This is a genomic window from Thermomonospora catenispora, from assembly GCF_006363815.1.
Taxonomy (GTDB): Bacteria; Actinomycetota; Actinomycetes; order Streptosporangiales; family Streptosporangiaceae; genus Thermomonospora; species Thermomonospora catenispora.
The window spans coordinates 40,534-55,084 of record NZ_RRYT01000030.1 but is presented as its reverse complement, the minus strand read 5'-3'; the positions used below and the strand labels follow the sequence as shown (position 1 = coordinate 55,084).

Below are 14,551 nucleotides of genomic sequence, written 5' to 3'. Positions count from 1 at the left end.
CGCACGAGCCGCGGGCGCCGGCGCCCTCCCCGTCGCGGGCGGGGGGCGGCGTCGGCGCCGCATGGGGCGCGGCGGGGCGACGGCGCGGCGACGCCTGGTCCGGGCCGCCCTGGGACGCGGCGGGGTCGGCGCCGCGTGGGGCGCGGCGGGAGGGGGCGCAGCTCTGGGAGGAGGAGGAAGAAGAGGAGGAAGAGGCGGAAGAGGCGGCGTCGCCGCCGGGGAGGAGGACGAGGTGCTTGCGGGTGCGCATCGAACGGCCGGTGGGCGTGATCCGGGTCAGGCTCGCCATGCGTGGCCTCCGATCGAGGGATTCGAATGCCAGTTCGATCGAACGGATGTACGATATGTAGCGCAGGGCGTCGAAAGAGGCGAGAGGAACACGCCGGTTTCTTCGAACAATTGTTTGATCATCAGCGGGATCCGCGCTAACGTGCCTGCCAGGAGCGAGGTCCCCGTACGGGTGGCGTGCCGGTCAGTCGGGCACGCCCGGCGCCCAGGAGGCGGTCAGAGCGATGAGCAAGGTCCGGGAGATGCCCGACGGGCCGATGGACGAGAGCGGTCTCACCCCGCGCCAGCGGATGGTGCTCGAGGTGATCCGGGACTCGGTGCAGCGGCGCGGCTATCCCCCGTCGATGCGGGAGATCGGTGAAGCCGTCGGGCTGACCAGCACCTCCAGCGTGTCCCACCAGCTGCGGACCCTGCAGCGCAAGGGCTTCCTGCGGCGCGATCCCAACCGCCCGCGCGCCGTGGAGGTCCGCATGCCCGGTGCCGCACCGGACCGTTTCCGGGGCACCGCTTCGCAGTCCGTAGAGGACTCTACCGGGCGGGAGGAGGTTCCCGCCCCCGCCTTGGTGCCCTTGGTGGGGCGGATCGCCGCCGGCGGGCCCATCTTGGCCGAGGAGAGCGTGGAGGACGTGTTCACCCTCCCCCGGCAGCTGGTCGGCGAGGGCACCCACTTCCTGCTCAAGGTCTCCGGCGACTCGATGATCGACGCCGCCATCGCCGACGGCGACTGGGTGGTGGTGCGGCAGCAGCCGGTCGCCGAGAACGGCGACATCGTCGCCGCCATGATCGACGGCGAGGCCACCGTCAAGACCTTCAAGCGCAAGGACGGCCACGTCTGGCTGATGCCGCAGAACGCCGCCTACGACCCCATCCCCGGGGACGAGGCCTCCATCCTGGGCCGCGTGGTCGCCGTCCTCCGCAAGATCTGACCCCGCCGCCCCGGCGCTCCGGGCGGGCCGTGGAGGGCGCGGATCCGCCCCTCGCGCATCGCCCCGCCCCGGCCGCTTCCGGCCCCGGCCCCCGACCCGGCCGCTTCCGAGAACGGACCCCGGCGGGGGCCTGAGGCCGTCGCTCACGCGTCCGCCGCCCCGGCGCGCCCAAGGCGTCCGGCCCGGCGGATGCGAGTCCGCCCTTCGCGCCGTCGCCGCGCATCGCCCGCGCCCCAGAGGGCGGGATCCGGGCGATGCGCGGCGGCGAGGGACGTCGCCGCGCCGGCGGCGCGGCGGTGACGGTCAGGAGGCGGGCGGGGCCTCCCAGGCCCGCAGGTAGGCCTCGGCGGCCCAGGCCAGGTCGTCGACGATCTCCCGGCCGGCGAGGATGCGCATGTCCTCGATCCAGTCCGGGATCAGCCCGTAGTTGGCGACGCCGTCCACATTGACGTCCCAGGTGCGCTCCCCGGTGCGCAGCCGGTCCAGCGTCACGCTGCCGTCATGGCTGGTGAACGGGTAGCGGACGGGGTTGGCCGCGTTGCCGGCGCGCGGCGGCGGCAGGGGTCCCAGCCCGTTGGCGTCCATGCCGTAGCCGTAGCCGAACAGGCGGGAGGGGTCGCGGACGGCCTTGGCGGCTCGCCAGTTCCGCACGAACTCCTCCGAGCCGTGCCCGTAGGAGGCGACCATGCCGCCCAGCCGGTAGATGCGCGGATAGAAGCCGGGGTCGGTCCAGCTGTGGGAGGAGATGACGCGGGGGTAGCCGGCCTGCTCGAGGATGTCGAGGGTGCGGGCGACCGCGCGCACGCTCATGTGGTCGATCTCGATCCACATGTTCCGCCGCATCATGCCGCGGAGCATGTGCTCGCCCAGGTCGGTCAGTCCCAGCTTGTTGCAGTGGGGGGCGGGCGGATAGAGGGGGAACGCGCCGCCGGGGTCGATCCAGCTCAGCTCCTTGGGGAGGGTGCCGCCGGTGACGGTGTTGTCGTGTTCGGCGGTGGTGCAGGTCTCGGCCTGCCAGAACTTCCCGGTGCCGAGCTTGTTCCCGGCGTTGACGATCAGTCCCTGCACGCCTCCGTCGAAACGCACCCCGCACAGCGCGTTGTCGAACTTGTGGCACAGGAACATGCTGCGCACGCCGAGCGCGTGCAGCTCGTCGAGGCCCCGGTCGATGTCGGCCTCGGTGCATCCGGGAGTCCCGTTCACGATGCGGCAGCCGAACGGCTCGGAGGTCTCCACGCCGAGCACCATCGCCAGCTTGCCCTGGGCGATCGCCTGACGGGCCTCCTCGGGCGAGCGGACGATCCGCAGCCAGCCCTTTCCGGGTCCGCCGTGCAGGGAGTCGATGTAGTCCTGGAGCTCGTGGGCGCGGCGGATCTGCAACCGGATGCTGGTCATCTCGTCGCAGGAGGTGCGCTTGAGCGGATAGACCTCGCACAGCTGCCGGTTGGCGACCATGTGGTTGACCAGGATGCGCTGGCCGCCGCGCCAGGCCCGCTCGACCCACTCGTGGTAGGCGGTCTGGTGGGTGAGGGAGTTCCAGGCGGGCCAGTCCTTGAAGGTCGGCCAGCCCTTGGGGTCGTGGGTGCCGAACGGCGAGCCGTTGCGCAGGAAGTTCTCAAAGAACGCCAGCTCGCCGCCCGGGTAATGGTCGATGCAGTCGTGCAGGGCCTTCTGGATGCCGTCCGGGTCGAACGGCTTGCCGCACAGCAGCATGCCGCCGAAGGACTCGTGCGAGTGCAGATGACTGTGCGCGTCGAGGAATCCGCGCACCGGCCCGGGGCCGTCCTGGGCGGCGGTCGGGCGGGACGCGGCGGCCTCGGCCGCGATGATGAGGGAACACAGCAGCAGGGCGACGGCTCCGAGCCGGGCCGCCGCCGTGCGGGGAACGGGCATGATCACCTCCGCGGGCCTCTGCCGCGATGGTGACTCCGATCACACCGCCGACCCATGGCCGCCGCGGACAATGATCGTCCCTCGCATTGGCCGTTGCGGCCACCGGGGCCGAGCGCACGCTCCGCCGCCCGAGACTTCCGCCCCGCCCGGCCCCGCAGCCCGGACAGGCGCCCCTCACGCGGGCCTGAGAACGCCGACGGACCCGCCGCCGGGAAGGACGGCCCAAGAAGCACGCCGACGGCCCCTCAGCCCGGACAGGCGCCCCTCATGCGGACCTGAGAACGCCGACGGGCCCCCCGCGCGCCGCGGCGGGCCCGTCCGGGACGCGTCCGGTCAGGCCGGGACGATGTTGACGATCTTGGGGGCGCGGACGATGACCTTGCGGATGTCCGCCCCGCCCAGCGCCGCCTTCACCTTCTCCGAGGCCAGCGCCAGCTTCTCCAGCTCCTCCTCGGTGACGTCCGGGGAGACCTGCAGCCGGTCGCGGACCTTGCCGGCGACCTGGACCACGCAGGTGACCTGCTCCTCCACCAGCAGGGACGGGTCGGCCGACGGCCAGCCGGCGCGGATCACCGGGGCCTGGCGGCCCAGCAGCTCCCACGCCTCCTCGGCGGTGTAGGGGGCGAACAGCGACAGCAGGATCGCGATGGTCTCGGCCGCCTCCCGCACGGCCGGGTCGGCGGGGCCGGGGCCGGAGTCGATGGCCTTGCGGGTGGCCGACACCAGTTCCATGATCCGGGCGATGGCGACGTTGAAGCGCTGCGCCTCCACCATCGCGGTGGTCTCGTGGATGACCCGGTGGGTGATGCGGCGCAGGGCCGCGTCGCCGGTCGTCGGGTCGGCGCCGACCGGGGCGGCGGTCTCCACGGCGATCCGGTGCACCCGGGCCAGGAACTTGGTCATCGCCTGCGGGGAGACGTCGGCCCAGTCGATGTCGTCCTCGGGCGGCCCGGAGAACAGCATCGCCAGCCGCACCACGTCCACGCCGTACTCGGCGATCTGGTCGCCCAGGTCGACCAGGTTGCCGGTGGACTTCGACATCGCCTTGCCGTTCAGGATCACCTGGCCCTGGTTCAGCAGCCGGCGGAACGGCTCGGTGAAGTCCACCATCCCCATGTCGTGGAGCACCTTGGTGAAGAACCGGCTGTACAGCAGGTGCAGGATGGCGTGCTCGACACCGCCGGTGTACTGGTCGACCGGCATCCACTTGCGGACCTGCTCGGGGTCGAACGGCCCCTCGGTGTAGTCCGGCGAGCAGTACCGGAAGTAGTACCAGGAGGAGTCGACGAACGTGTCCATGGTGTCGGTGTCGCGCCTGGCGGCGCCGCCGCACTTGGGGCAGGACACCTTCACCCAGTCCTCGGCGGCGGCCAGCGGCGAGGTTCCCTTGGGGGCCAGGTCCGCGCCGCGCAGGTCGGGCAGCCGCACCGGCAGGTCCTCGTCGGGGACGGGGACCTCCCCGCAGGAGGGGCAGTGGATGATCGGGATCGGGCAGCCCCAGAACCGCTGCCGGGACACCAGCCAGTCGCGCAGCCGGTAGTTGACCGCGGCCTTGCCCAGGCCCTTCTCCTCCAGGATCTCGATGGCCTTGGCGATGGCGTCGGCCTTGTTCAGCCCGTTCAGCGGACCGGAGTTGATCAGGCGGCCGTCGCCGGTGGTGGCGACGCCGGTCTCGGCCGGATCCCCCTCGCCGGTGTCGACCACGACCCGCACCGGCAGCCCGAAGGCGCGGGCGAAGTCCAGGTCGCGCTGGTCGTGCGCGGGCACCGCCATGATCGCGCCGTGCCCGTACTCGGCCAGCACGTAGTCCGACGCCCACACCGGGATGCGCTCGCCGTTCAGCGGGTTGATCGCGTACCGGCCCAGGAAGACGCCGGTCTTCTCCTTCTCGGTGGACAGCCGGTCGATCTCGCTCTCGCGGGAGACCTGCTCGCGGTAGGCCTCGAACGCCGCCCGCTGCTCGGGGGCGCAGATCTCATCGGCCAGCGGCGCGTCCGCGGCGACCACGAAGAACGTGGCCCCGTACAGGGTGTCGGGCCGGGTGGTGAAGACGGTGACCGGCTCCTTGCGCCCCTCGATGGTGAACTGCACGTCGGCGCCGGTGGAGCGGCCGATCCAGTTGCGCTGCATCAGCAGCACCCGGTCCGGCCAGTTGCCCTCCAGCTGCTCCATGTCGTCCAGCAGCCGGTCGGCGTAGGCGGTGATGCGGAAGTACCACTGGGTCAGGGAGCGCCGCTCGACCAGGGCGCCGCAGCGCTCGCAGTGCCCGCCGACGACCTGCTCGTTGGCCAGCACGGTCTGATCGTTGGGGCACCAGTTGACCCGGCCGTCCTTACGGTAGGCCAGCCCCCGCTCGTAGAAGCGCAGGAACAGCCACTGCGTCCACTTGTAGTACTCCGGGTCGGAGGTGTGCAGCCGCCGCGACCAGTCGAAGGAGGGGGCGTAGCGCCGGAACGACTCGGCCTGGGTCTCGATGTTGGCGTAGGTCCAGGTGGCCGGGTGCTCGTTGCGCTTGATGGCGGCGTTCTCGGCGGGCAGGCCGAAGGAGTCCCAGCCGATGGGGTGCAGCACGTTGTAGCCGCGCTGGAACCAGTAGCGGGCCGGCACGTCGCCGATGGCGAACGCCTCGGCGTGCCCCATGTGGAGGTCACCGGAGGGGTAGGGGAACATGTCGAGCGCATAGCGCCGCTCGCGGGGATCGTCGTCGGACTCCTCGGCCCGGTAGGGGTCCATCTCCGCCCAGCGGGCCTGCCACTTGTCCTGCACCGCCCGCGGGTCGTAGGAGTCGGGGGCCGTGACCCCGCCTCCGGCCTCGCGGGTGCTCTCGTCGGTGCTCACGTTCACCAACTCCGGTCTTCGAGATATGGACGTAGGAACGTCGTGCGGAACTGCCTGGGGATCGCCGCCGATCCGGCCCCTTACATGACAAGACCCCTCACGCAGGAGGGGTCGCCGCGCAGACTCGTGGAGTCAGCGCGGCGGGCCGAGAAGCAGGCGCGCTCGCATAGCAACAAGGGTAGCGCAGCGGCAAGCCGGGCGCTCAAGACTCGTCCGCGGCGACCGGCGGCCGGATTGTGCCGCCGTCACGTCCCGCCCGCCCCGCGGCGGGAATCCTGCACAAGGAGGGGCGAGGAAGTGGTCTGGGTCACCAACAGAGGACTATGTGCAGGTAGCGTCAATATCACCCGGTAGGTCAGGATGTTCCCCACATTCGCCGTGTGAGCCCACGCACATGGCGGGCCATTTCGCGAGGAGTACCATGCTCAACCTCTCCATCCTTCTCGAGGACGCCGCACGGGAGACCCCGGACCGGGAGGCCGTGGTCTTCGGCGACATGCGGCTGTCGTACGCGTTCATCGACGCCGTGGCCAACCAGGTGGCGAACCTGCTGGTCTCGCGGGGCATCAAGCCGGGCGACAAGGTCGCGCTCTCCTCGCCCAACCTCCCCTACTTCCCGATGGTGTACTACGGGGCGCTCAAGGCGGGCGCCGTGCTGGTCCCGCTGAACGTGCTGCTCAAGCCGCGCGAGATCGCCTACCACCTGAACGACTCGGAGGCCAAGGCGTACTTCTGCTTCCAGGGCACGCCCGAGCTGCCCCTGGGCGAGCGGGGATGGGCCGGTTTCCAGGAGGCGGAGGGCTGCGAGCACTTCTTCCTGCTGCCGGCCGGGCTGGACGTCACCGAGTCGCCCATCGAGGGCGCCGAGCTGTTCTGGGCGGCCCTGCAGGGTCAGCCGAACACCTTCGAGACGGTGGTGACCCGCCCCGAGGACACCGCCGTGGTGCTCTACACCAGCGGCACGACCGGTCAGCCCAAGGGCGCGGAGCTGACGCACAGCAACCTGCTGACCAACATCATGGTCGCCGACACGCTGTTCGAGCGGTACCCGCACGACGTCTTCATGGCCACGCTGCCGCTGTTCCACATCTTCGGGCAGACGTGCGTGATGAACGTCGGCTTCTACCGGCGGGCCACGCTGGTGCTGATGCCGCGCTTCGAGCCCAAGGCGGCCATCGAGCTGATGGTCAAGGAGAAGATCAACCACTTCGCCGGCGTGCCCACCATGTGGTGGTCGCTGCTGACCGACGACACCTCCCCCGAGGACGTGGCGACGATCCGGGAGAACCTGCGGGTGGCGGTGTCCGGCGGCGCGTCGCTGCCGATGGAGGTCCTCAAGGGGGTCAAGGAGAAGTTCGGCGTCGACGTCCTGGAGGGCTACGGCCTGTCGGAGACCTCCCCGGTCTGCTCCTTCAACCGTCCCGACCGGCCCACCAAGCCGGGCTCGATCGGCCTGCCGGTCTGGGGCGTGGAGATGAAGCTCATCGACCCCGAGTCCGAGGACGAGTGGAAGTTCATCGAGGGCGAGGGGCCCGGGGAGATCGTGGTGCGCGGCCCCAACGTGATGAAGGGCTACTACAAGCGCCCCGACGCCACCGCGTGGGCCATCAAGAACGGCTGGTTCCGCACCGGGGACATCGCCCGCCGCGACGAGGAGGGCTACTACTACATCATCGACCGGTCGAAGGACATGATCATCCGCGGCGGGTACAACGTGTACCCGCGGGAGATCGAAGAGGTCCTCATGACCCACCCCGACGTGTCGCTGGCCGCGGTGGTGGGCGTGCCGCACGAGTCCCACGGCGAGGAGATCAAGGCGTTCATCATCCGCAAGCCCGGCGCCACCGTGACCGAGGAGGAGCTGGTGGAGTGGGGCAAGAAGCAGTTCGCCAGCTACAAGTACCCGCGGATCGTGGAGTTCCGCGACGAGCTGCCGATGACCGCCACCGGCAAGATCCTCAAGCGCGAGCTGCGCTGACCCGCCGGTCCTCCGCGGCGCGGCCCCGGCGGGCCCGGGGAGCCGCTCGCCGGCCGCGCCGCGGCGCCGCTCCGGTGGGACGGCCACGAGGAACATGAGGAAGCGGCGGGCGAGGGTCGGCCTCGCCCGCCGCTTCGCCTTCTCACGCCCCGTCCCCCTCCGCGGGGTCGGCGCTGCACGCGGCCTCCGGCGCACCGCGGCGCCGGGACCGGCCGGACACGGCCGGGAGCGATCGGGACCGGTCGGGCGACGCCGATCGTTCCCGGGGTTCTCGACGCTCTCGGTCGGTCGCCCTCGACCGGACCGGCGTCCCCGGAGGGCATCGCCCGGCCCGGTGCCGCCCGCCCGGCGCCGGGCGACGCCCGGGCGCGCCCGCCGGTGCACCGCCGAGAGCGGGGAGGCGGAGGCGGCGCGGGGGCGTTCCCGTCCACGGCGCCCGGCCCGCGGGACGTCTGGAACGTTCCCGGGCCGGGCGCCCGTCCGCCGGTGGGCGGACCCGGTGGGACTCGGGACGGGGCGCGTCCCACCGGGAGCCGGTCACAAGTCGTACGGCAGGCGCTTGATGCCGTTGACGAAGTTGGACAGCAGCCGCTCCGGCTCCCCGGTCGCGCGGATGCCGGGCACCTGCTTGAACAGCTCCCGGAACATCACGGTGATCTCGCGGCGGGCCAGGTGGGCGCCCAGGCAGAAGTGCGGGCCGGGGCCGCCGAAGCCCACGTGCGGGTTGGGCGAGCGGAGGATGTCGAACTTCTCGGGGTCGTCGAAGACCGACTCGTCGCGGTTGGCCGACCAGTAGTACAGCAGCAGCTTGTCGCCGGCCTTGATCTCGTGCCCGTTGAGGGTGGTGTCGCGGGTGGCGGTGCGGCGCATCCAGATGACCGGGGAGGCGTAGCGGACGATCTCCTCGACCGCCCCGGCGATGCGCCCCTCGAAGTCCTCGGTCAGCAGCGCCCGCTGGTCGGGGTGGGTGGTGAACAGGTGCAGGCCGTGCGCGATGGCGTTGCGCGTGGTCTCGTTGCCGGCCACCACCAGCAGGATGAAGAACGAGCCCAGCTCCTGGTCGGTCAGCGACTCGCCGTCGATGTTGGCGTTGACCAGGGCGGAGGTGAGGTCGCCGGTGGGGTTGGCGCGGCGCTGCCGGCCGAGCTCCTCGACGATGTCCTTGAGCGTCTGCCCGGCGTTCAGCAGCCCGGCGGCGACGGACTCGAAGTCGTCGATGTTCACGAACTCCGGGTCGGCGCCGGCCAGGATGACGTTGCTGCAGTCCAGCACCGTCTGGTAGTGCTCGTCGGGGATGCCCATCAGCTCGCAGATGATGGTGAGCGGGAGCCGGGCGGCGATGTCGGAGACGAAGTCCCCGGTCCCCTCGCCGTCGCGGACGCGGCCGACGATCCGCGCGGCGACCTCCTCCACGTGGTCTTGGAACCGCTGGATCATCCGCGGGGAGAAGGCCCGCGAGACGATCCGGCGGATCTTGGCGTGCCGGGGATCGTCCATGTTGATCATGGAGCCGAAGTACTCGTTCAGGTCGTCCGGCATGTCGGGGATGCTGATCGCGCCGCGCCCGGAGCAGAAGTCCTGCGGGCGGCGGGACGCCTCGACCACGTCGGCGTGCCGGGTGAGCGCGTAGTAGCCGGGCCCGGGCTCCATGATCGTGACGGGCTCGTCGTAGTGCGGCAGGTCGGGCTCGTGCCGCAGGGCGCGGAACGCCTCGGCCCGCCACTCCAGCGGACGCTCCCAGAACTCCCAGCTGGTGAGGTTGATGTCGGCTGCCTTGATCACGCGGAGACCCCCACTAGAACCCAATTCGGTTTACACGAAGTGTGCCAAAGTAAAGCACCGCGCACCACCCTTCGCCCGCCCTCCGTCCGCTTTCCGCCCGTCTTCCGCTCACCCGAGCCACCGCAGGACGCGTTCGCCGACCTCCTCGGGCCGCTCCAGGTGCAGGAAGTGGCCCGCGTCCTCGATCAGCTCAACGCGCGACCCCGGCGGCAGGTGCCGCAGCAGATCGGCCTCCTCCCCGAGGATCTCGACGCCCAGGCAGCCGTCGTCAGTCCCGTGCAGGTACAGGATCGGCCGCGCCGCGACCTTCTCGGCCGCCGCCTGCGCCGCCGCGTAGGCGGGCAGGTGCCGGGAGGGGTCCAGCATGGCGCGGTAGTAGCCCACCGCGGCGGCGACGTTGGCGGGGCCGGCCAGGCAGTTCATGGCGTACGCCACGTCCTCGGCGGCGTCGTAGCCGGGCGACCAGTCCCGCCACAGCCCCGCCACGAAGGCCCGGTCGAGCGCGGCCTCGGCCAGCGGCGTCTGGAACAGGAAGATGTAGAACGACCGCTTGAGCTGCGCGTAGGAGAGGAACCCCGCGGCCAGCGCCGGGATCGGGGGCAGCGCCAGCGTCACCGCCCGCCGCCAGCGCTCCGGCTGCTGGGCCAGGGCGGCGTACGCGGCGGCGGCGCCCCAGTCGTGTCCGATGAGCACCGCGTCCGGGCCGCCGCCGAGCGCCTCGTGCAGCGCGTTGACGTCCGTCCCCAGCGCCCCGGTCTGGTACGCCCCGTCCGCCGGCACCGAGGTGGGGGCATAGCCGCGCATGAAGGGGGCGACCGCGCGGTATCCGGCCTCGGCCAGCCTCGGCAGCAGGTGCCGCCAGGTGTGCGCCGAGTCGGGGAATCCGTGCAGGCACAGCGCCAGCGGGCCGTCCTGCGGCCCCTCGGCCAGGTATCCGAACTCCAGGCCGTTCGCGGTGATGGTGTGCACGCTCGCCTCCCGTCGGTGGTCGGTCGGAGCCGACGGTACGCCGACCGAGCGCCGTTCGGTAGATGTCGGCGACGCGGTCGGCCCCACCCTGAACGGATCAGGCCGGCCGCTTCGCGACCGGTCGGCGACGCGGACGCGTCGGCGCGGTCGCCGGCTCCGCCCCGATGCGTGCGATCACGGCCTAGGACGGGCTCTGGGGAAGGCGGGCGGTGGTGAACCTGGCCTCGGTGTGGAGCACGAGCGCGCCGTCGGAGGCGCGCGCCGTCTCCATGACCTCGTAGGCGGCGGCGCGGGCCTCTTCGAGACGGTCTGCGGGGAGCCGTTCGAGCGCTGCGCGTCCCCCGTGCGAGCCGATCCACCGCCACCACTGGTCGGGTCCGGTGAATCGGGTCCGGAAGGTGACGTTGCGGTGCTCGATGCCGGTGAAGCCGCCCTCGACGAGCACCGCGGTGAGGGCCTCGGCGGAGCGGAACCGCTCGACCCGGCGTTTGGGCCCGTCGCCCCCGTCGCGAGGGATGAACCGCCCGATCGTCTTCATCACCTGCTCGTGCACGCCCTGGGCGACGAACGTGCTGATCGCCAGCCTGCCGCCGGGGCGCAGCGCGCGGGCCCAGGCGGCGACCCCGGCGGCCGGGTCGGGCAGGAAGAAGATCACGAACCCGGCGGTGACCAGGTCGAACGAACCGGGCTCGACCTCCGGGTCGGCGGCGTCGCCGATCCGCACCTTCACCTGGCTCAGGCCCCGAGCGCGGGCCTGGGCGGCGGTGGCCTCGACCATCGCCGGGGCCAGGTCCAGGCCGAGCGCCTCGCCCTGCGGGCCGACCGCCTCCGCCAGCGGGAACAGGCAGTGCCCGCGTCCGCAGCCGACGTCCAGGGCCCGTTCGCCCGCCCGGGGCGCCGCGCGTCGTACCAGCTCCCGACCCATCGGGGCGAAGAACTCCGGCCCGATCTGCTCATAGTCGGCGGCGGACCGGCCGAAGATCCCGGCGATGGCCGCCTTCGCGTCCTGGGGGGTTGTCATGATCGCAGCATGACACGCCGTCTCGGCCGGCGGCGACGGCGATTGCCACCGGCGGACGCCGGGGCCCATGCGGGTGATCGCGCGGCCGAGACCGGCCATCGGCCGGCAAGCACATCACCACAAATGTCCAAAACAGTGAATTACGCCCTATTTGCCGGGAACGCTCGCCGCGACCATCGACCCAGGGGGGTTTCATCGATGACCAAGGCACGCGAAGTGATGCACACCGGAGTGGAGTGCATCCCCATCCACGAGACGCTCGACCGCGCCGCCCAGAAGATGCGCGACCTGGACGTCGGCGCCCTGCCCATCTGTGGCGACGACGACAGGCTGCACGGCATCATCACCGACCGGGACATCGTGGTGAAGTGCATCGCGGCCGGCCACGACCCCTCCCGGGTGACCGCCGGCGAGCTCGCCGAGGGCACCCCGCGGTGGGTCGACGCCGACGCCGACGTCGAGCAGGTGCTCGACGAGATGTCCTCCCACCAGATCAAGCGCATCCCGGTGATCGAGAACAAGCGGCTGGTCGGCATGATCAGCGAGGCCGACCTGGGCCGGACGCTGTCCGACGAGCAGATCGCCAGGTTCGTGGAGAAGGTCTACACCCGTCGCTGACCCCCTCCACCCGAGGGCCGGGATCACGCCTCCCAGCGGACCCCTCCCGGCCCTCCCTCCTGTCCGCCCCGCCCCGGTCCCGGCGCGCCCGGGCGATCATCGGCGCCGTCGCGGGCGATCCGCACGGGCGGACTCCGCAGGACCCCACGGGTGATCCGCACGGGCGGGCTCCGCAGGCCTCCCGGGCGGACTCCGCAGGCGACCCGCGCAGGCGGTCTGCGCGAAGGGACGACGGCCGACCCCGAGGCCCGCGGCCGGCGGTCCGCGGTCCTGTCAAGCCGTCGCCCTCTTCGCGCGCGAACGACGGTCAAATGCACGGTAATGGCACTGCGCGCCAATACTCGACATCGCCGATAAAAATCGGAACATAAACCACAAAAAGTGATTCAGGCTGCGCGGATCAATCGAATGATCACCCCACGCTCCGCCGCAGCCTGCATCATCTACCTCATGGACGGCGCGCGGGACCGCTTTCCTGTGGCCGAGCCTTCCCGAGAACGCCCCGCGCCCTCCGGAGCGTCGCGCCCCGGGGCCGAGCCCGAGGCCCTCGAGGAGGCCCTGCAGGCGGCGCTCAAGGGAGACGAGCTGGCGTTCCGTGCCGTCTATCGGGACATGCAGCCGCGGCTGCTGCGGTATCTGCGGGCGCTGGTGGGCGAGGACGCCGACGACGTCGCCTCCGACGCGTGGCTGCAGATCGCCCGCGACCTGGGATCGTTCCGCGGCGACTACGACCGGTTCCGCGGCTGGAGCACCCGGATCGCCCGCAACCGGGCGTTGGACCATCTGCGCAGGGCCGGCCGGCGGCCCGGGACGAGCCTGCCGATGGAGGAGCTGCCCGAGCCGGCCAGCGAGCACGACACCGAGAGCGCGGCGCTGGAGCGGCTGTCCACCGAGGACGCCGTCGCGATGATCGCCCGGCTGCCGCAGGACCAGGCCGAGGCGGTGCTGCTGCGGGTGGTGATCGGGCTGGACGCCAAAGGGGCCGGCCGGGTGCTGGGCAAGCGCGCCGGGAGCGTGCGGACCGCCGCCTACCGGGGGCTGCGCCGGCTGGCCGAGCATTTGGAGCAGATGAGCGGAGGTGAACGAGCGGCGAACGGACCCGAAAAGTGCGATGCGAATCGGGCACACGACGCAGAAGGAACAAAATGAATGCACACGGCCGCCGGATCGACCGCGGGAGCGCCGAGGAGCTGCTCGACGCCGTGACGGCGTGCGCGCGCGGCGGTCCGCGGGCCGATGACGCCGGGGAGGAGGCCGCCGACCCGCTGCGCCGGCTGCTGCTGGCGGCCGCCGCCGGCGACGACCGGGTCGACCCGGCCGGGGAGGAGGCCGCCGTGCGGGCGTTCCGGGAGGCGACCGCCGCCCGCGCCGCCGCCAGGGCGAGCCGCCGCCGCGTCACGGTGCGTTCCCTGCTGTCGGTGAAGGTCGGAGTCGTGTTGTTCGTCGCCTCGGTGGGGGTCGGCTGGACGGCGGGCGCCCCGGGACTGCCGTTGATCGACGACGGTCCCGCCGCGCCCGTCACGACCGTCTCGGCGTCCGCGTCCACGAGCCCGCGCCGCGACCGAGACCGGCCGACGCCCACGACGTTCCGAAGCCCCCTCCCGCCCCGGACGGTGCGGTTGTGCCGCGCCTACACGGCCGCCGCCGCGACCGACCCGCGGGCCGCCCACGACCCCCGGTTCGCCCCGCTGGCCGCCCAGGCCGGCGGGCCCGACCGGATCGCCGCGTTCTGCGCCGGCGCGCTGGAGGCCGCCTCCCGCGGCCCCGTCCCGTCCGGCGCCTCCCCGAGCGGCGGCCCTCCGACCGCGGACTCCCCGTCCGATCATCCCGGGCCGGCCTCCGGCCGGGCGCGGGGCCGGCCCGGCTCCCCCACCGCCCGGCCGCACACCCCCGTCCTCCCGTCTCAGGCGAACCGGCCGCCCGACCGTCCGGGGCGTCCCCAGGGCCCGCCGCACTCCGTCGGGGGCGCCGCCGCCGGCGACGAGGATCCCCCGCCCGTGCACGACACCGCCACCCTCCCGGAGGAGGACCCCGGCCCGTGACGCCCGCCCCACCGCGTCCGCACTCCGCGGGAGCCCCGGTCGGGCCGGCCGAGAACCGGGCCGAGGCGAGAGGCGGACCAGGCGGGACCGGGGCGCAGGCCGGGCTGGACCTGGACGGGCCCGGCCCGGGCGGGACCGGGGCGGCGTCTCCGCCCGGAGAACGGCCGCGGACCACGGGCGCACGGCGCCCGCGGAA

General features: G+C 72.4%; 10 protein-coding genes and 1 pseudogene. 5 read left to right on the top strand and 6 right to left on the bottom strand.

Features of this window, described 5'->3' with window-relative positions; genetic code table 11:
• Positions 1-289, bottom strand: a pseudogene (locus EIO00_RS24860) (hypothetical protein); the annotation flags it as partial.
• Between the two features lie 223 nt (positions 290-512).
• On the opposite strand from EIO00_RS24860, the gene lexA reads away from it, so the two are divergent.
• Positions 513-1,214, top strand: coding sequence for a transcriptional repressor LexA (gene lexA, locus EIO00_RS19690; RefSeq protein ID WP_175596285.1), 702 nt, complete (start codon positions 513-515; stop codon positions 1,212-1,214).
• Positions 1,215-1,517: 303 nt separating this feature from the next.
• On the opposite strand, the gene EIO00_RS19685 is transcribed toward lexA, so the two are convergent.
• Both EIO00_RS19685 and leuS read right to left on the bottom strand, forming a co-directional pair.
• Entirely contained in the window at positions 1,518-3,107 is a 1,590-nt protein-coding gene (locus tag EIO00_RS19685) for an amidohydrolase family protein (protein WP_140181112.1), read from the bottom strand.
• Positions 3,108-3,440: 333 nt separating this feature from the next.
• Positions 3,441-5,945 carry a leucine--tRNA ligase gene (gene leuS, locus EIO00_RS19680; protein WP_140181110.1) on the bottom strand — a complete coding sequence of 835 codons (2,505 nt, stop codon included), beginning with the start codon at positions 5,943-5,945 and terminating at the stop codon, positions 3,441-3,443.
• Positions 5,946-6,366: 421 nt separating this feature from the next.
• Between leuS and EIO00_RS19675 the strand changes: the two genes are divergently transcribed.
• Positions 6,367-7,923 carry a long-chain-fatty-acid--CoA ligase gene (locus EIO00_RS19675; protein ID WP_140181108.1) on the top strand — a complete coding sequence of 519 codons (1,557 nt, stop codon included), beginning with the start codon at positions 6,367-6,369 and terminating at the stop codon, positions 7,921-7,923.
• A 537-nt stretch (positions 7,924-8,460) separates the two neighbouring features.
• On the opposite strand, the gene EIO00_RS19670 is transcribed toward EIO00_RS19675, so the two are convergent.
• The 3 genes from EIO00_RS19670 to EIO00_RS19660 all read right to left on the bottom strand — a co-directional run bounded on the left by EIO00_RS19670 (position 8,461) and on the right by EIO00_RS19660 (position 11,695).
• Complete coding sequence (locus tag EIO00_RS19670) at positions 8,461-9,705, bottom strand: cytochrome P450 (protein ID WP_175596284.1); 1,245 nt, start codon at positions 9,703-9,705, stop codon at positions 8,461-8,463.
• 108 nt (positions 9,706-9,813) lie between these two features.
• A complete protein-coding gene (locus EIO00_RS19665) occupies positions 9,814-10,674 on the bottom strand; it encodes an alpha/beta fold hydrolase (RefSeq protein WP_140181106.1) in 861 nt (286 codons plus the stop codon).
• 181 nt (positions 10,675-10,855) lie between these two features.
• Positions 10,856-11,695 carry a class I SAM-dependent methyltransferase gene (locus tag EIO00_RS19660; protein WP_161602758.1) on the bottom strand — a complete coding sequence of 280 codons (840 nt, stop codon included), beginning with the start codon at positions 11,693-11,695 and terminating at the stop codon, positions 10,856-10,858.
• A gap of 198 nt (positions 11,696-11,893) precedes the next feature.
• On the opposite strand from EIO00_RS19660, the gene EIO00_RS19655 reads away from it, so the two are divergent.
• The 3 genes from EIO00_RS19655 to EIO00_RS19645 all read left to right on the top strand — a co-directional run bounded on the left by EIO00_RS19655 (position 11,894) and on the right by EIO00_RS19645 (position 14,355).
• Positions 11,894-12,313 carry a CBS domain-containing protein gene (locus EIO00_RS19655; protein ID WP_140181103.1) on the top strand — a complete coding sequence of 140 codons (420 nt, stop codon included), beginning with the start codon at positions 11,894-11,896 and terminating at the stop codon, positions 12,311-12,313.
• Positions 12,314-12,763: 450 nt separating this feature from the next.
• Complete coding sequence (locus EIO00_RS19650; protein WP_140181101.1) at positions 12,764-13,462, top strand: RNA polymerase sigma factor; 699 nt, start codon at positions 12,764-12,766, stop codon at positions 13,460-13,462.
• Positions 13,459-14,355: a hypothetical protein gene (locus tag EIO00_RS19645; RefSeq protein WP_140181099.1), complete on the top strand. Its 897-nt coding sequence runs from the start codon at positions 13,459-13,461 to the stop codon at positions 14,353-14,355. The genes EIO00_RS19650 and EIO00_RS19645 overlap by 4 nt, the downstream gene beginning before the upstream one ends.
• Positions 14,356-14,551 lie beyond the last annotated feature (196 nt).

Coding starts and splice junctions, on each gene's coding strand:
- lexA (WP_175596285.1), top strand. CDS start 513: ATGAGCAAGGTCCGGGAGATGCCCGACGGGCCGATGGACGAGAGCGGT.
- EIO00_RS19685 (WP_140181112.1), bottom strand. CDS start 3,107: ATGCCCGTTCCCCGCACGGCGGCGGCCCGGCTCGGAGCCGTCGCCCTG.
- EIO00_RS19675 (WP_140181108.1), top strand. CDS start 6,367: ATGCTCAACCTCTCCATCCTTCTCGAGGACGCCGCACGGGAGACCCCG.
- EIO00_RS19660 (WP_161602758.1), bottom strand. CDS start 11,695: ATGACAACCCCCCAGGACGCGAAGGCGGCCATCGCCGGGATCTTCGGC.
- EIO00_RS19655 (WP_140181103.1), top strand. CDS start 11,894: ATGACCAAGGCACGCGAAGTGATGCACACCGGAGTGGAGTGCATCCCC.
- EIO00_RS19650 (WP_140181101.1), top strand. CDS start 12,764: ATGGACGGCGCGCGGGACCGCTTTCCTGTGGCCGAGCCTTCCCGAGAA.
- EIO00_RS19645 (WP_140181099.1), top strand. CDS start 13,459: ATGAATGCACACGGCCGCCGGATCGACCGCGGGAGCGCCGAGGAGCTG.